Origin of the sequence: Streptomyces sp. H27-D2, from assembly GCF_035828615.1 — a bacterium.
Taxonomy (GTDB): domain Bacteria; phylum Actinomycetota; class Actinomycetes; order Streptomycetales; family Streptomycetaceae; genus Streptomyces.
In genome coordinates this window covers 1-14,800 of sequence record NZ_JAYMZR010000033.1, presented here as the reverse complement: position 1 = coordinate 14,800, position 14,800 = coordinate 1, and the positions used below count along the sequence as shown (strand labels likewise).

Below are 14,800 nucleotides of genomic sequence, written 5' to 3'. Positions count from 1 at the left end.
GCCCTGCCCGGCCCCCGCCCCGCCTACGGCACCACCACGATCTTGCGGCCCTGCCCGGACCGGAACTGGTCCAGCGCCTGCGGGTACTGCTCCAGCGGCATCCGGTGGCTGATGAAGATCTCCGGGTCCAGCACCCCCGTGCCGAACAGCTCCGCGGCCCGCTCGTAGCTGTGCAGGACGGCCATCGAGCCGGTGATCGTGATCTCCTGGTTGTAGATCTTGTACGGCTCGATGGTGGCGGTCGTCGCGTAGTCGGAGACGCCGAACTGCAGGAAGGTGCCCGCCTTGGCGACGCGGCCGAGCCCGTCCTGGATGGCCGCGGCGTTGCCGGTGGCGTCGATCACCACGTCCCAGCCCTGCGGACGGTCCAGCTCGTCGGCGCCGGCCGCCGATCCGGAGCAGCCCAGCTTCCGCGCGGTGGCGAGCCGTTCCGGGTTGAGGTCGACGATGTCGACGCCCGCGGCCCCGGTGCGTTTGGCCAGTTCGAGCATCATCAGGCCCATGGTGCCGGAGCCGTAGATCAGCACATGGGCGCCGAGCCGGCTGCCCAGCACGTCGTAGCCGCGGACCGCGCAGGACAGCGGTTCGATCAGGGCGGCGTCCGCCGTCGAGACGTGATCGGGCAGCTTGACGCAGTTGGCGACGGGGGCGAGGGCGTACTCCGCCGCGCCGCCCGCGACGGTGACGCCGATCGCGGCCCAGCGGTCGCACAGGTTGTTGTGCCCGGTGCGGCAGTACTTGCACTCGTAGCAGTACAGCGAGGGGTCGACCGCGACCTGGTCGCCGATCGCCAGCTCGGTCACCTCCGCGCCGATTCCGACGACCTCCCCGGCGAACTCGTGTCCGGGCACCAGGGGCAGACTCGGCGCGAACTCGCCCTGCAGGATGTGCAGATCGGTGCCGCACAGTCCGCAGGCCGCCACGTCGACGACCACCTGGCGCGGCCCCGGTGTGGGGTCGGGGATCGTGGTGAGGGTGACTTTGCCCGGGGCTTCGATGAGTGCGGCCCTCATTTGACTGCTCCTAGAGACAGGCCCTGGACGAGTTTGTCCTGGGCGGCGAAGCCGGCGGCGAGCACCGGCAGCGAGATGACGATGGCGGCGGCGCTCAGTTGCGCCAGGAACAGACCTTGGCTGGTGACGAATCCGGTCAGGAAGACGGGCGCGGTCTGGGCGGCCACCCCGGTCAGCACCCGGGCGAAGAGCAGTTCGTTCCAGCTGAAGATGAAGCAGATCAGCGCGGTGGCGGCGATCCCGGGGCCGGCGATCGGGGCGACCACCCGTACCAGGATGGACGGCAGTCTGGCCCCGTCGATCTGGGCCGCCTCGATGATGGACACCGGCACGTCGGCGAGGAAGGACTGCATCATCCAGACCGCGATCGGCAGGTTCATCGAGGTGTAGAGAATGATGAGCAGCCAGATGTTGTCGAGCATCCCGGTGTTCTTGGCGAACAGGAAGATCGGCAGCAGCCCGGCGACGACCGGCAGCATCTTGGTGGACAGGAAGAAGAACAGGACGTCCGTCCACTTCTTCACCGGCCGCAGCGAGAGCGCGTACGCGGCCGGCAGCGCCAGCACCAGGACGAAGAACGTGGAGACCACGCTCGCCCACAGCGAGTTGACCAGCGGCGGCCAGGGGCTGGCCCCGCCGGAGCCGCCGAAGAAGGTCCGGTACGCGTCCAGGGTCAGCGGGGCGGCCAGCGAGGGCGGGTTGGTCGCCGCGTCGGTCTCGGAGTGGAAGGAGGTCAGCAGCATCCACAGCACGGGCATGACGAAGACCAGGCCGACCGCCCAGGCCAGCAGGCCCAGTGCGGTGTTGCGGCGCCGGGCCCGGCGCACGGCCGGTGGAGTGAAGACGGTGGTGGCGGTCATCCCCGGGACACCTCCTCGCTGAAGAGAGACGAGGCGACCCGCAGCGCGAAGGTCGCGATGATGATGGAACCGATCACCACGAGCACGCCGGCGGCGGACGCCAGCCCGTACTCATGGGCCTCGTAGAACGTCTGGTAGACGGTGTAGGGAAGGTTCGCGGTGCCCAGCCCGCCCTTGGTGATGGTGAAGACCGCGTCGAAGTTCTGCACGATGTAGATCGAACCGAGCAACGCGCCCAGTTCCAGGTAGCGACGCAGATGCGGCAGGGTGAGATAGCGGAAGATCTGCCAGGCGCTCGCCCCGTCCAGCCGGGCGGCTTCCACCAGGTCGAGCGGCCGGCTCTGCAGCCCCGCCAGCAGGATCAGCATCATGAACGGGGTCCACTGCCACACCAGGGACGCTTCCACGGCGAGCAGCGGCATGGAGGAGATCCAGTCCGGCTGCGCTGGCCCCTCGACGCCGAGGAGATCGGCGAGCCAGGCCAGCGACCCGTTGAGCAGGCCGTACTCCGGGTTGTAGAGCACGTGCTTCCAGAGCAGCGCGGAGGCGACCGGCACCACCAGGAAGGGGGTGATGAGCATGGTGCGCACCAGGCCGCGGCCCTTGAACGTGCGGTCGAGTAGCAGGGCCAGCAGCAGCCCGAGGACGACGCTGGTGATGACTACGGAGGCGGTCAGCAGGATGGTGGTGAGCACGGACTCGCGCAGCGCGGCGTCGGTGGCCACGGTCGCGTAGTTCGACAGGCCCGCGAAGCTGCGGTTGCCGGGAGAGAAGGCGTTCCAGTCGAAGAGGGAGATCACCAGCGTTGCCACGAACGGCAGTTGGGTGACGACGATGAGGAAGATCAGGGCGGGCAGCAGCGGGGCGCGGGTGGCCCAGGCTTTGAGAGCGCTGGAGCTCTGCTTTTTGCGCGGTGGTGGCGTGGCGGCCGGCGGACCCGTGCGGGTCGCGGATGCCACGGATTCCGTGAGGAGGGTGCTCATCAGTCCTGGTACTCCTCTGCGACCTTCTCCGCCAGCTTCTGCGACTTCTTCAGCGCCGCGTCGACGGACTGGCGGCCCGCGATGGCCTCGCTGAGCTCCTGCGAGACCTTGGTGCCGAGATCGGAGAACTCGGGGATGTCGACGAACTGGATGCCGATGGTCGGCCGCGGCTGCTTGCCGGGGTTACGGGGATCGGCGCTGGTGACGGAGCGGCGGGTGACCTCGGAGAAGGTCCCGGCGACGTTGCGGTAGTCGGGGTTCTCGTACGTGGACTGCCGTTTGCCCGCAGGGACGTTGGCCCAGCCGATCTTCTCGCCGACGAGCTTCTCGTACTCCTTGCGTCGTACCACATGGCGGATTTGCTCTGGGTGAGGTTGTTGAGGCACTCGGCGTACCCGGCCTGCGGCGCGCCGGCCTCACCGTGCTCGCGCACCAGGTCGACGTAGAACTTGGTCGCCTTGACGAACTCGGGGGAGGTGAGTCGTGCCTTCCAGTCCTTGGTGAACCAGGTGCCGCCGAAGGTGTTGACGACCGTGGTGAGCGGGGCGATCATCTCGCCCCAGCCGGGCAGCCCGCGCAGGCAGATGCCCTTCATGCCGGGGCGGGCGCCGTCCAGCTTCGCCGCGAACCCGGCCACCTGCTGCCAGGTCGGGTCGGCCGGCATTTTCAGGCCCTCCTCGGCGAAGACGTCCTTGCGGTACATCAGGAAGGACGACTCGCCGTAGAACGGCTGGCCGTACACCTTGCCGTCCTCGGCGGTGAGCGATTCGCGGACCGGCTCCAGGATGTCGTCCTGGTCGTAGGCCGCGTCCTTCGCGGCGAATTCGTCCAGCGGGCGGAGCCAGTCGTTCTTCGCGTAGAAGGGGATCTCGAAATTGCTCAGGGTGGCCACGTCGTACTGGCCGGCCTGGTTGGCGAAGTCCTGGCTGATCTTGTCCCTGATGTCGTTCTCCGGCAGGACGGTGAAGTTGACCTTGATGCCGGTCTCTTGGGTGAAATGAGCTGCGGTCAGCTTCTGGAGCTCGGTCATCTGCGGGTTGTTCACCATCAGGACATTGATCGTGTCGTCGTCGGAGCCGAGCCCGCCGGCGCCGGTACACCCCGCGAGCAGGGCGCCGCCGCTCACGGAGACCACCAGTGTCCGGACGAGATGTCGTTGCCGATTCGGCATGGGTTCTCCCAACCGCTCGATCGAGCGGGGTCGTTGGCCGCGGCGTGGGGGGTGCGGCGGCGCACGGGACCGGACCGCCGGCGCGGTCGCCGGGGGCCAGGGGCAGAGGACGGGGGCGGAAGAGGGGGCGGTGACTTGAGGTGTGGGGGAAAGGGGTGCGGGGGGAAAGGTCGTCTCAGCGGATGCGGGTCACACCCGGATGACTTGAGGGCCGAGCAGTGAATAGCGATGGGCCTCCGACAGCGGCAGCCCGGTGTCGGTCACGATGGCCTCGAAGTCGGACACCTCCGCGAACCGGCAGAAGCTCGCTGCCCCGAACTTGGTGTGCACCCCGGCGAACACCCGGCGCCGGGCCACCCGCATCACCTGCGACTTGACGTCGCTGACGGCGGGATCGGGGGTGGTCAGGCCGTGCTCGCGGGAGATGCCGTTGGCGCCGAGGAAGGCCAGGTCGATGACGAAGCCCGCCAGCATCCGGGTCGCCCAGTGGTCGACGGTCGCCATCGTGCCGCCCCGGACCCGGCCGCCCAGCAGCAGCACACTGATCTGCTCGCGGTTCGCCAGCCCGCCGGCGGTCACCAGGGACGATGTGACGACCGTCAGCGGCCGGTCCCGGGGCAGCACCTCGGCGATGAGCTGGGGGGTGAACCCCTCGTCGATGTAGACGGTCTCGGCGTCCCGCACCAGATCCGCGGCCGCGGCGGCGATCCGGGCCTTCTCGGGGACGTGCATGGTGGTGCGGAAGGCCAGTGTCGTCTCGAAGCCGGCGCTCTCCACCGGGTAGGCGCCGCCGTGCGTACGCCGTACCAGGCCGTGTTCCTCCAGCACGTGCAGGTCGCGCCGGATGGTCTCCTTCGAGACGCCGAAGTCCGCCGAGAGCTTCGCGACGTCCACCGCGCCCGAGCGTCGGGCCTGTTCGAGGATTCCCCGGCGTCTTTCCTCGGTGTCCACGGCGCGCCTCCTGTTCCCACGACTTGCTGCTCATGACCGGTTCGGTTCATGACCGAATTCGATGACGGTACCGAGTCCGGTTCGCGACCGATGCGATGCCCGTTCGGGCTTGCAAGGAAGTTTCTACAAGTACGTGGGCGGTGTGGCCAGGTTCGATACAACAACGATCATGCCCGCATGTGCCCGTTCCGGCGCTGTGGCCTGTCCTGCTCATGGCGACAGGAAGCGCTTGCTCCGGGGAATGCCGGTGCCTGCTTGACCGGCCGCGGAGCCCGTTCACCGCCCGTTTCGCGCCGCGCGGACCCCCGTACGGGCGTCGGGCGGGCGGGTCCGAACGACGGCGACCGCCGGCCCGCCCGGGTGGGCGGGAGCGACGGTCGCCGGGTCCGGTTACGGCTCAGCCCTGAGCCACCGGAAGCGGTGTCACGGCGGGGCTGCGGAGCAGGCTCGTGATGCGGGCGGCCGAGGTGCCCAGTCCGGTGGGCCCGCCGATGCTGAACGTCGGCACGGCCGGCTGGCGGCGGAGCTCCGACTCCTCGTAGCGGTGGCAGCCCTCGTGCCAGGTGAGGATTCCGGCCAGCCAGTCCTCAAGCTCCGCCGCGTACCCGGTCAGGGTGGCGCGGGCCTCGGCGTCGAGGTCGAAGTCGTCGAACAGGACCGGAAGTTGGGTGGAGACGGTGTGCTGGAATTCGCGCATCCGGGACGTCATCAGGTCATTGACGATGCCGAGGGCCTCGGGCGTGCCGCAGTTGAAGAAGTTCTGGACGACGAGGATGGCGTTGTGGATCTCGCCCTCGAACTGGATCTCCTTCTGATACGAGAAGACGTCGTTGACCAGGCACGCGTAGTCCGCCGCCGAGTTCTCCATGGCTTTCATCGGCCGGGACCGGTAGATCTCCTGCGGCACGGTGTTGCCGTGGGCCAGCCGCGAGAGGCTCATGGTGAGATCCGAGCCGAAGGTCTTGCGGCGCATCTCGATGTAGTCGACGGGGTCGGGGATGCGGTTCTGCTTCTGGTTGGCGAGTTCCCACAACCAGCTCGATGTCATGTCCTCGATGGCGGTACGGAATTTGCGCCGCGCGTCCGGCGTCATCGGGCCCGCCGTACGGGACCAGAGGTCCGCGAGGCCGCCCTCCAGCGCGTTCAGCGGCGGCGGCGCCGAGGCGGCGTCCAGCGGCATGAACGTCGAGAGCCGCTCGTTGCAGGCCTTGGCGCCGGCCATGTCGAGGGTGCGGCCGAAGACCACCGGGAAGTAGTCGTCCCCGTAGGTGCCCCAGGTGAGCCAGTCGGTGGTCAGGTCGAGTTCGTCGACGCTCGCGTCCGGGTGGATCCCGGCGGAGCACAGGGCGAAGTCGAAGCCTTTGAGCTGGCGCTCGTCCCAGATGCCGGAGCCGGGGATGCCGGGGATGGAGGCCAGCATCCCCATCCGGCGGCCCCACTCGACGTTGTGCCGGCGCGAGGCGTCGAGATGGGGGCTCAGCCGGGTCTTGAAGGGCATGTGGAAGTCGGGCGGCGTCAGATGGCCGACCTCCTGGAACGGCACATGCGTGTAGCTCCTGAGCCGCGCGGGCGCCGACGCCGCCAGCGAGGACAGCACGCGCGCGGCCGAGGTGCCCAGCCCGGCCGGCCCGCTCAGCACGCCGACCGGCGCGGCCGAGGTGTCCGAGCCGCCGTTCATGTAGCGGCCGGAGCGCATGTGCCACTCGTGTCCGCCGGACTGCCAGTCCTGGAGCCCCTTGACGTAGGCGAACACCTTCACGCAGGAGACCGGGTCCAGCCCGGTCTCCTGGAAGAGGGGCGCCAGTTCGGTGAGCGCGGTGTGCTCGAACTGCTGGAGCCGCGAGGTCAGCAGGTCGTTGGTGGCGTCGGCCGCCTGCTGGGTGTCGCAGCCGAGGAAGTGCTCCAGGACCAGTACCGCGTTGGCCAGCTCGCCCTCCTCCTGGGTCTCCCGCTGGTACGAGAACAGGTCGTTGCGCAGGTGCACCCCGTCGGCGAAGGTGTCCTTGAGGACCCGCATCGGCCGGCTCGCCGCGATCTCGGCGGGGACTTCGGCGCCCGCCGCGTGCTCGACGAGATTCGCGGACCAGGGCGCTCCGCCCACCTTGCGGCGCATCTCGATGTACTCGATGGGGTTGGAGATCCGGTTCTCGCTGATGTTGGACAGTTCCCACAAGGACTCTTCAAGCAGGTGCTGCGTGCTCTCCGCGAAGCGACGGCGCCAGTCCTCGGACATCGTCGGGATCGTACGGGTCCACAGGTTCGCCAGGCCCGCCTCCACCTGGTTGGTCGGCTCTTCGACGGCGCCGCCCGGCTGCACCGGCATGAAGGCGGGCAGCCGGTCGAGGTACGCCTTCGCGCCGGCCGTGTCCTGGGTGCGTTTGAAGATGTCCAGGAAGTGGTCGTCGAAGAAGAAGACCCACACGTACCAGTCGGTCACCAGGTCGAGTTCGGGACCCGAGGCATCCGGGTGGGTGTAGGCGCAGAGCAGTGCGTAGTCATGGGAGTCGAACGCGCTCTCGTCCCAGATGTTCGAGCCCTCGATCATGTTCATCTCGCGGGCCCACGCCTTGGAGTGCTCGCGGGCGCCCGCGAGATGCGGATTCAGGCGCGCCGGATACGGCATGTAGAACTGGGGGAGTTCGAAGGGCTGTGACATCGCGCGCGACCTTTCGCATGTCCCGGATCAGTGGCTGGATGCTGCTCCTGAGCAGGTGCCGGTCGGCGCTCGGGCCGAGGGCCCGCCCCGGATGACGATCACCACCGGCTCGGTGATCGCCCATCACGCTAGGTCGTGCGGTGGGCCGGGGGTATCCGTCCGGGCGCTCCCCGCTCAAACAGGTGAATCCTGGCTCAGTTCGATTAAGGATCTTCATCGTGGTATCGGCTGTCGGCCATGCGTTCGGTGTGCGTACTCCCGCACGCGGTGTCTCCGTGCCGGCCGGCCCTTCCAACGGCCCGCGCGAACCGGCCGCACCCTGCTGAATAGCTACGAAATGCGAGCCACGCGGAATCGCCTGAGGCGCGCCGCGCGTAACAGATTGCCCGTCATGCGAGAGGCAGGTAAGTCGTCTAGCATGAGAATTATGAAGACACAAGACGCGTACTACATCGTCGAGGAGGGCGACACGCTCTCCGCCATCGCCAGGAGATACGGGACCACGGTCAAGCAGCTTCAGGCGTGGAACCATATCCCCAACCCGGACAAAATCAAGATTGGGCAGCGACTGATCGTTTCGAAGGATGAACGAGACGTATCAGAGTACGTGCCATTCCCCGGCGCCGAATGGTTCAAGCGCGCACCGAACAGCCCCATCATCAGCATGATGGCCTATCGCTTGGTCGATGAGGGCTGTTCCGCCTACAAGGTGGATCCAGAGCCTCAGTGGACGCGAGAGCACCGTGACTCCTATGCCCTGTGGCAGCGCGAACTCGGCTACACGGGTGCGGACGCGGACGGCTGGCCGGGAGCGGAGTCCTGGGCGAAGCTAAACGTTCCATTTCCGGGCGAGTGAAGCAAGCTGGACGTCGTCCACCCATCGGGTGCCGGCGAGGTGCTGCTGGTCGAGACGGTCCGCAAGACCGGCCTCGACCAGGCGGCATCACCCTCAGCAGGCGAAGCCTGAGCTGTTTGCCCAGAACGTCAGATGGGACCAGGTCTGGGCTCCGATAATGCCGTCAATCGTGATGTCAGCACACTTCTGGAACTTGTGAACCGCCGCGTCAGTGACGGGCCCGAACTCGCCGTCCTCAAGTAGGCCTTTGCCCTTCAATGAATGGTTGAGGTAACACTGCGCCTGCTTGACTGCCACGCCTGACGCACCGCGCTTGATCGTCGGACGACTTTTGGTGAACTGACATACCTGGCTTACTTCAGGGTTCGTCATGGCGAGCTTCCTTCTGGTTTCGACCGTGGGGCGATCGACGGCTTGAGGCGTCATGGAGGCGGCGGATCAGGATTCCCAGCTGGGTGGCGAGTTGACCGACGACGGCTCCAGGGCTGTTCAGTTCGAGGGAAGCATGCGATCGCGTGCTTCGCATATCGACGTGGCCGGCAGGGTGACGTCAGGCCGGCGGTGGCTTTGAGGAAAGTGGGCCCATGAGCGGACGAAAGAGTACATTCTGGGAGCGCCGAAGGGAGAGCGCGCACGAAAGGGGGCTGTGGGAGCTTCGGGAAGCCCTGTGCTCGCGCATCAACGAGCTTGAGGTTCTCGTCAGGAGCAACTCGTTGCCCGGGCAGCTCTCGCCGGAGATGCAGCCGCTGGCGGAACAGGCGCTCAAGGAGTTGCAGGAAGCGGAGGGCAACCTGCACCACACCGATCACCCTCGGCGCCTGCCAGGGGCGCACCTGGCCGTTTCGCAGACGCACTTCGACGTGGCACACGCACTGATGCTGCGGTTTCGTCCATCGACTGAGGTCCAGGCGCTGACGCCGGGCTTGGCGGCCTTTGTCCGGGAACACCTTCCGGCCAGTGACCAGCGCAGAGTGCAGGTCGAGGAGATCGCGTTGTCGGTTCGGGCGGGCAATCCGCTCGACGATGTGCAGCGCGAGATGCTCGTCGACGCGGTGACCGTCGCCCGCCAGGGGTTGTTGAGGGAGAATCTCCGGGTCCGCAGCTTCACCTACGTCGTGTTCGGCATGTCGATCGTCCTGACGTTCGTCGCCGTTCTGGTCGCCGTTCTCGGCAGTTTGTGGCCGACGATCGTGCCTCTGTGCTTCCGGCCGAATGGGATCGGGGCGGTCTGCGCCACGGCGAGCGACATGTCTGAACGCAGCAAGGCCCCCCTGGCCGATGCCGATGCCGTCTTCGCCATGGTCGCGTCCGGGTGGGACTACCCCGTCGTCGAGTTCGTCGGGCTGGTGGCAGCCGCTATCGCCGCAGCCGCGTCACTAAGGCGGATCAGGGGCACGTCAAGCCCGTACAACGTGCCTGTGGCACTGGCATTGCTGAAACTCCCGACGGGGGCGCTGACAGCCGTCCTCGGCCTCCTGCTCATGCGGGGCGAGTTCGTTCCTGGCCTCAGCGCCCTCGACTCATCGGCCCAGATCATCGCCTGGGCCGTCCTTTTCGGCTATGCCCAGCAGTTGTTCACCAGGTTCGTCGACACTCAGGCCCAGACCGTTCTGAACTCCGTCGGCAGCCCGAACGGTGCGCCCGGCAAGCCCGGCCGCATCCCGCAGGCCCCCGCTACCTAGCAACGCGACGGGCGCTTGATGTGTACCCGCCGAGGAAGGGTTGGGGGAATTCGGTGATGCGGTTGCGACCGATTCGAAACCGCTTGCTCTGAGCTCCGGTTGAGCAGCGGGGCGGTCAACAGGGCTTGTTGGTAAGGGAGTTGCTGGTCGGCGATTCATCGGGAACGCGCTTCGGCGGCCGGACGAGGGACGTGTCCTGACGTGACCCTGTCCGGCCGCCGAGGGCCGGTCATCTGCTGTCGGGAGGGACTGCCGTGGCCGGGGTCAGCCCAGCGGCTTGTCCAGCACCGCCTTGCTGTGGCTGAACGTGTCGATGGAGTACTCGCCGTGGTAGCGGCCCATCCCGCTCTCGCCGACGCCGCCGAACGGCAGCTCAGGGGCGGTGAGGTGGGCGACGGGGATGCCGAAGGCCAGCGCGCCGGACGAGGTCTCGTTCACCAGCCGCTGCTTGGTGTCGGCGGAGGCGGTGAAGGCGTACAGCGCCAGCGGCTTGTCGCGCTCGTTGATGAAGGCCAGGGCCGCGTCGAGGTCCGGCACCGGGACGATCGGCAGGATCGGGCCGAAGATCTCCTCCCGCATCACCGGGGCGTCGGGGGAGACGTCGGCCAGCACGGTGGGCGCGATGTAGCGCGTCGTACGGTCGTGGTCGCCGCCGACGACCGCGCGGCCGCTGTCGAGCAGGCCGGTGAGCCGGTCGAAGTGGCGCTCGTTGACGATGCGTCCGTAGCTCTCCGAGACGGCCGGCTCGGCGCCGTACATCGCGCGCACGGCCTCCGCGAGATGCGGCTCGATGGCCTTGGCGGTGTCACCGATGGCCAGGACGTAGTCGGGGGCGACGCAGGTCTGGCCCGCGTTGAGGAACTTGCCGAACACGAGCCGCTGCGCCGCCGCGGCCAGGTCGGCGCCCGGATCGACGACGGCGGGGCTCTTGCCGCCGAGCTCCAGGGTGACCGGGGTCAGGTGCTTGGCGGCGGCCGTCATGACGATGCGTCCGACGATGCCGTTGCCGGTGTAGAAGATGTGGTCGAACCGCTGCTCCAGCAGCGCCGTGGTCTCCGGGATCGCGCCTTCGACGACCGCGACCGCGTCGGAGTCGAGGTAGCGCGGCAGCAGCCGGGCCATCGCGGCGGAGGTCGCGGGGGCCAGCTCGCTGGGCTTGACGACGGCGCAGTTGCCCGCCGCGAGCACTCCGACCAGCGGGGCGAGGGCGAGCTGGAGCGGGTAGTTCCAGGGGGCGATGACCAGCACGACGCCGAGCGGGTCGCGTACGACATGCGCCTCGGCCGGGAGCAGCTTCTCGGGGAGTGCGGCGGGGCGCGGGGCCAGCCAGCCGTCGAGGTTGTCCAGGGTGTGGTCGATCTCGTTGATGGTGAAGCCGACCTCGGTGCGGTAGGCCTCCTGCCGGCTCTTGCCCAGGTCGCTGTGGAGCGCGGCGGTGAGCTCGTCGCTGTTGTCGACGAGCAGCGTGCGCAGGGCGTCGAGCGCGCCGCGACGCCAGGCCGTGGGCTTGGTGCGGCCGGTGGCGAAGGTCGAGCGCAGCAGGCCGACGAGCGCTGCGGCGTCCAGGTCCGGGGTTTCGCTGGAGTGCTTCATGTGGCCCGAGCCTACACAAAACGAAAAGCTTTCGTTTCGGTTAGGCTATCGGTGTGAGCGAACGCACCGAGAACGCACCGTCCGCCCCGAGCGCACCGTCCGCACGCGGCCGGCCCCGCGACGCCGGTCGCGACCGGGCCCTGCTGGAAGCCACGCTGGCGGTCCTCTACGAGAAGGGCTACGGCGGGCTGACCACCGCTGCCGTCGCCAAGCGGGCGGGGGTGTCCACCGCGACCCTCTACCGCCGCTGGCGCTCCAAGGAGGACCTCGTCATCGGCACCGCCGCCCAGTGGGCCCGCGACCTCGGGCCGGGGGAGGACACCGGCACCCTGGAGGGCGACCTCGCCGCGCTGCTGCGGGACAAGGCCGAGACGCTGGACGGCCCCGGAGGGCGGCTGCTGCACGTCCTGATCGGCGAGTCCGCGCACAACAGGACGCTGGCGCGGGTCCTCGACACCGCCGTCGTCCAGCCCGTCCGCGACCGGGCCGCCGATGTGGTGCGCCGGGCGGTCGCGCGCGGCGACATCGCGCCGCTCGACGACGCTCATGTTCTCGCCGACCTGGTGGTGGGAGCGATGGTCAGCCGGGTCTTCCTGACGCCCGGCCCGCCGGCGCCGCCCGCCGGGGCGGATGGCCCGGCCGGGGCCGCGGCCCCCGCGGACACCGCCCGGACGGGCGCGGCGATGACCACCGAACTCCTCCCGTTCCTGCTGCGCGCGCTGGGGGCGCGCTCGGGCTGACGCGCGCCCCGCGCCTCCCGCTCGCGCCCGCACAGTCGACTGCCCTCGGTCGTGTCAACTCCGCCCGTCCGTGCCGCCTGTGCGCGATCATGTCTCTGCGGTACACGCCCATGTCTTTTGCGGTTCACCGCGAACCGGGCCCGAACGGTCGCGCCGCCGCCCTGCCCCGGGCAGGGATTCCGGCCGGCGCGAACAGGGTGGCCGTTCGAGCGAAGAAGCGTGAACGTTGGAGCGGGACCGGAGCGGAAGCGGCGGGAAGAAGCGGGCGGACGCACGAGCACCGAAGGGAATCGCCAGTGGCAACCGTGATGGACCTGCTCCGGTCGGACGAGAGTCTCACCAGCTGGATCAAGCGCCTGGGGGCCGACGACGACCGCGACATCGACATCGCCCTGCCGTCGCTGGACGACCTGCCCGCCGTCCTGCTGGACCTCGCCGTGCCGCACGAGGACATCAACGAACTGACCGTGCTGCGCGCCCGCGTGCTGCGGGACCCGGAGCTGTGGTGGTTGCTCGAACGCTGCGCCCGGGTGCTGGTGCGGGAGATCGGGACGGTCGACCGGCCGTTCGCGCTGCCGGTCCTCCCGGCCGAACTGGGAGCCGTGGGACGCTACTTCTACGTGTTCGTCTTCGTCGCGGCGCTGCCGTACATCCATGCGTACCACCGCGAGCGCGGCGTCCCGCCGCACATCTCTCGCCACACCCTCGCCGATCTCGGCCGGCAGATGGCGGTCCACCGCAGGCGGCGCGGGACCGGCGGGCTGCTCACGCCGGGCTGGCTCACGTTCCACTTCCGCGGCGAGCTGTACCAGCTCGGGCGCCTGCAGTTCGAGCGCGCGCGGGTCGGCGTCCGGACCGGGCGGGCCATCGCTGCCTCCGGCGGTCCGGTCGGGCCGGGCGATCCGGGGCTGGGCGTGCACATCCCCGACTTCCGCGGCCCGCTGACCCCGACCGCCTGCGCCCGCTCGCTGGCCCTGGCCCGCGCGTTCTTCCCCCGGCACTTCCCCGACGAGACCTACCCCGTCGCGGCCTGCCACTCCTGGCTTCTCGACGCCCAGTTGCGGGAGTATCTGCCGGCGGACTCCAACATCGTGCGCTTCCAGGACTGTTTCCGGCCCGGGTACGAGGAGACCGACCCCAGCGACACCGAGCCGATCGGCTTCGTCTTCGGCGATCCGGACCTGCCCGTCGAGAAGCTTCCGCGCCGCACCGTGCTGGAGCGGGCCATCGCCGACCATCTGCTCGCCGGCCGTCATTGGTACGGGGGCGACGGCTGGCTGGAGATGTGAGGCGACCGCCGCGAGGCGAAGGGGGCGGCGGCGCCTTCCCCCGCGCCCCCGGCAGCCCGGCCCGTCAGGGAGCAGGGCCCGTCAGTGGAGCCCGGTCCGTCAGTCTGTCCAGAAAGCTAAACCGCCCCCGGTGCCTCCGCTCACGAACTCTCGCGCTCCGGCCCGGCGTCGGCAGGCTCAGCGTCGGCCGACCCGGAGGAGCGGAAGGCCCGCTCCTCCGGTGAGAGGGGAGGGGCCACCAGCGGGGGGCGGCTCGGGCCGCGCAGGACCCGTACGACCACGGAGGGCCGCATGAGGCTGGACAGTGGCCGGGACAGCGTCATGGCGTCCAGGAGGGCCCGGGCGGTGTCGGGTTGGCTGGTCGAGGTGCGGGTCAGCCGGTCCATATAGCCGTGCAGCAGCCGGGCGGCGGCGGACGGCTGCCCGCCGGTGGCCCCGGGGTAGCGGAGGTCCTGCCCGGTGGCCAGATTCCAGGGGCCCTCGACCGCGCGGGCCACGGCGCGCTGGGTGCGGCGGGCGAGGCGGGGATCGTCGCGGGCGCCGCTGTCCAGGGCGCGGCGCAGAGCGGTCGCGCCCTGGGCGGCGACGGTCATGCCGTGCCCGTAGACGGGGTTGTACGTCGCGACCGCGTCACCCATCGCCACGAAGCCCGCAGGCCAGGGCGTGAGGGCCTCGAAGAAGCGCCGGCGGTTCACGGTGCTGCGCGAGATGTGAACGTCGGTGAGCGGCTCGGCGTGGGCGATGAGGTCGGCGACCACCGGATCGCGGACCTGACGTGCGAACGCCTCGAACTCCTCGGCCTTTGCGCTCGGCGGGCCGCCGCGCGTGCCGGAGGTCGTGACGAGCCACCGGCCGTTCTCGATCGGGATCAGGGTCGCGGTCTGCCCCGGGACCGGCCGGCGCGCGTCGGCCTGGACGTTGACGACCGGGAAGTCCTGGCTGCCCGCGGGAGCGCGGAAGATCCGCGTCGCGTACACCAGCCCGGAGTCCACCACCTCCTCACGGA

General features: G+C 69.3%; 11 protein-coding genes and 2 pseudogenes. 4 read left to right on the top strand and 9 right to left on the bottom strand.

The window, feature by feature from the left end; translation table 11 throughout:
- Nucleotides 1–23 precede the first annotated feature (23 nt).
- The 6 genes and pseudogenes from QMK28_RS15065 to QMK28_RS15040 form a co-directional block, all read right to left on the bottom strand.
- The gene (locus QMK28_RS15065) at nucleotides 24–1,013 is read right to left on the bottom strand and encodes a zinc-dependent alcohol dehydrogenase family protein (protein ID WP_326438047.1); all 990 of its coding nucleotides are present in this window, start codon (nucleotides 1,011–1,013) and stop codon (nucleotides 24–26) included.
- Nucleotides 1,010–1,873 (bottom strand): carbohydrate ABC transporter permease, encoded by an 864-nt coding sequence (locus QMK28_RS15060; RefSeq protein ID WP_326438045.1) that lies wholly within the window; start codon nucleotides 1,871–1,873, stop codon nucleotides 1,010–1,012. Before QMK28_RS15060 ends, QMK28_RS15065 begins: the two co-directional genes overlap by 4 nt.
- Entirely contained in the window at nucleotides 1,870–2,856 is a 987-nt protein-coding gene (locus tag QMK28_RS15055; protein ID WP_326438043.1) for a carbohydrate ABC transporter permease, read from the bottom strand. Before QMK28_RS15055 ends, QMK28_RS15060 begins: the two co-directional genes overlap by 4 nt.
- Nucleotides 2,856–4,027 (bottom strand): annotated as a pseudogene (locus QMK28_RS15050) (ABC transporter substrate-binding protein). The gene QMK28_RS15055 and the pseudogene QMK28_RS15050 overlap by 1 nt, the downstream one beginning before the upstream one ends.
- A gap of 189 nt (nucleotides 4,028–4,216) precedes the next feature.
- Entirely contained in the window at nucleotides 4,217–4,978 is a 762-nt protein-coding gene (locus QMK28_RS15045; protein WP_326438041.1) for a DeoR/GlpR family DNA-binding transcription regulator, read from the bottom strand.
- Nucleotides 4,979–5,375: 397 nt separating this feature from the next.
- Nucleotides 5,376–7,634, bottom strand: a complete 2,259-nt coding sequence (locus QMK28_RS15040; RefSeq protein ID WP_326438039.1) for a family 2 encapsulin nanocompartment cargo protein terpene cyclase — start codon at nucleotides 7,632–7,634, stop codon at nucleotides 5,376–5,378.
- Nucleotides 7,635–8,061: 427 nt separating this feature from the next.
- Here QMK28_RS15040 and QMK28_RS15035 point away from each other — a divergent pair, with 427 nt between their 5' ends.
- Nucleotides 8,062–8,490 (top strand): LysM peptidoglycan-binding domain-containing protein, encoded by a 429-nt coding sequence (locus QMK28_RS15035; RefSeq protein WP_326438037.1) that lies wholly within the window; start codon nucleotides 8,062–8,064, stop codon nucleotides 8,488–8,490.
- 93 nt (nucleotides 8,491–8,583) lie between these two features.
- Here QMK28_RS15035 and QMK28_RS15030 read toward each other — a convergent pair whose 3' ends face one another.
- Nucleotides 8,584–8,862, bottom strand: a complete 279-nt coding sequence (locus tag QMK28_RS15030; RefSeq protein WP_326438035.1) for a peptidoglycan-binding domain-containing protein — start codon at nucleotides 8,860–8,862, stop codon at nucleotides 8,584–8,586.
- A gap of 212 nt (nucleotides 8,863–9,074) precedes the next feature.
- Here QMK28_RS15030 and QMK28_RS15025 point away from each other — a divergent pair, with 212 nt between their 5' ends.
- Nucleotides 9,075–10,172 (top strand): hypothetical protein, encoded by a 1,098-nt coding sequence (locus QMK28_RS15025; RefSeq protein WP_326438033.1) that lies wholly within the window; start codon nucleotides 9,075–9,077, stop codon nucleotides 10,170–10,172.
- 264 nt (nucleotides 10,173–10,436) lie between these two features.
- Here the strand turns inward: QMK28_RS15025 and QMK28_RS15020 are convergent, their stop codons facing one another.
- Nucleotides 10,437–11,765, bottom strand: a complete 1,329-nt coding sequence (locus QMK28_RS15020; RefSeq protein ID WP_326438031.1) for an aldehyde dehydrogenase family protein — start codon at nucleotides 11,763–11,765, stop codon at nucleotides 10,437–10,439.
- 53 nt (nucleotides 11,766–11,818) lie between these two features.
- Between QMK28_RS15020 and QMK28_RS15015 the strand changes: the two genes are divergently transcribed.
- Both QMK28_RS15015 and QMK28_RS15010 read left to right on the top strand, forming a co-directional pair.
- The gene (locus tag QMK28_RS15015; RefSeq protein ID WP_326438029.1) at nucleotides 11,819–12,505 is read left to right on the top strand and encodes a TetR/AcrR family transcriptional regulator; all 687 of its coding nucleotides are present in this window, start codon (nucleotides 11,819–11,821) and stop codon (nucleotides 12,503–12,505) included.
- Nucleotides 12,506–12,810: 305 nt separating this feature from the next.
- Complete coding sequence (locus QMK28_RS15010) at nucleotides 12,811–13,794, top strand: acyltransferase domain-containing protein (protein ID WP_326438132.1); 984 nt, start codon at nucleotides 12,811–12,813, stop codon at nucleotides 13,792–13,794.
- A 140-nt stretch (nucleotides 13,795–13,934) separates the two neighbouring features.
- On the opposite strand, the pseudogene QMK28_RS15005 reads toward QMK28_RS15010, so the two are convergent.
- Nucleotides 13,935–14,800, bottom strand: a pseudogene (locus tag QMK28_RS15005) (pyridine nucleotide-disulfide oxidoreductase); the annotation flags it as partial.

What these genes read in the sequence shown, in the direction of transcription:
- QMK28_RS15065 (WP_326438047.1), bottom strand. Translation starts at nt 1,013, where the DNA reads ATGAGGGCCGCACTCATCGAAGCCCCGGGCAAAGTCACCCTCACCACG.
- QMK28_RS15060 (WP_326438045.1), bottom strand. Translation starts at nt 1,873, where the DNA reads ATGACCGCCACCACCGTCTTCACTCCACCGGCCGTGCGCCGGGCCCGG.
- QMK28_RS15055 (WP_326438043.1), bottom strand. Translation starts at nt 2,856, where the DNA reads ATGAGCACCCTCCTCACGGAATCCGTGGCATCCGCGACCCGCACGGGT.
- QMK28_RS15040 (WP_326438039.1), bottom strand. Translation starts at nt 7,634, where the DNA reads ATGTCACAGCCCTTCGAACTCCCCCAGTTCTACATGCCGTATCCGGCG.
- QMK28_RS15035 (WP_326438037.1), top strand. Translation starts at nt 8,062, where the DNA reads ATGAAGACACAAGACGCGTACTACATCGTCGAGGAGGGCGACACGCTC.
- QMK28_RS15030 (WP_326438035.1), bottom strand. Translation starts at nt 8,862, where the DNA reads ATGACGAACCCTGAAGTAAGCCAGGTATGTCAGTTCACCAAAAGTCGT.
- QMK28_RS15025 (WP_326438033.1), top strand. Translation starts at nt 9,075, where the DNA reads ATGAGCGGACGAAAGAGTACATTCTGGGAGCGCCGAAGGGAGAGCGCG.
- QMK28_RS15020 (WP_326438031.1), bottom strand. Translation starts at nt 11,765, where the DNA reads ATGAAGCACTCCAGCGAAACCCCGGACCTGGACGCCGCAGCGCTCGTC.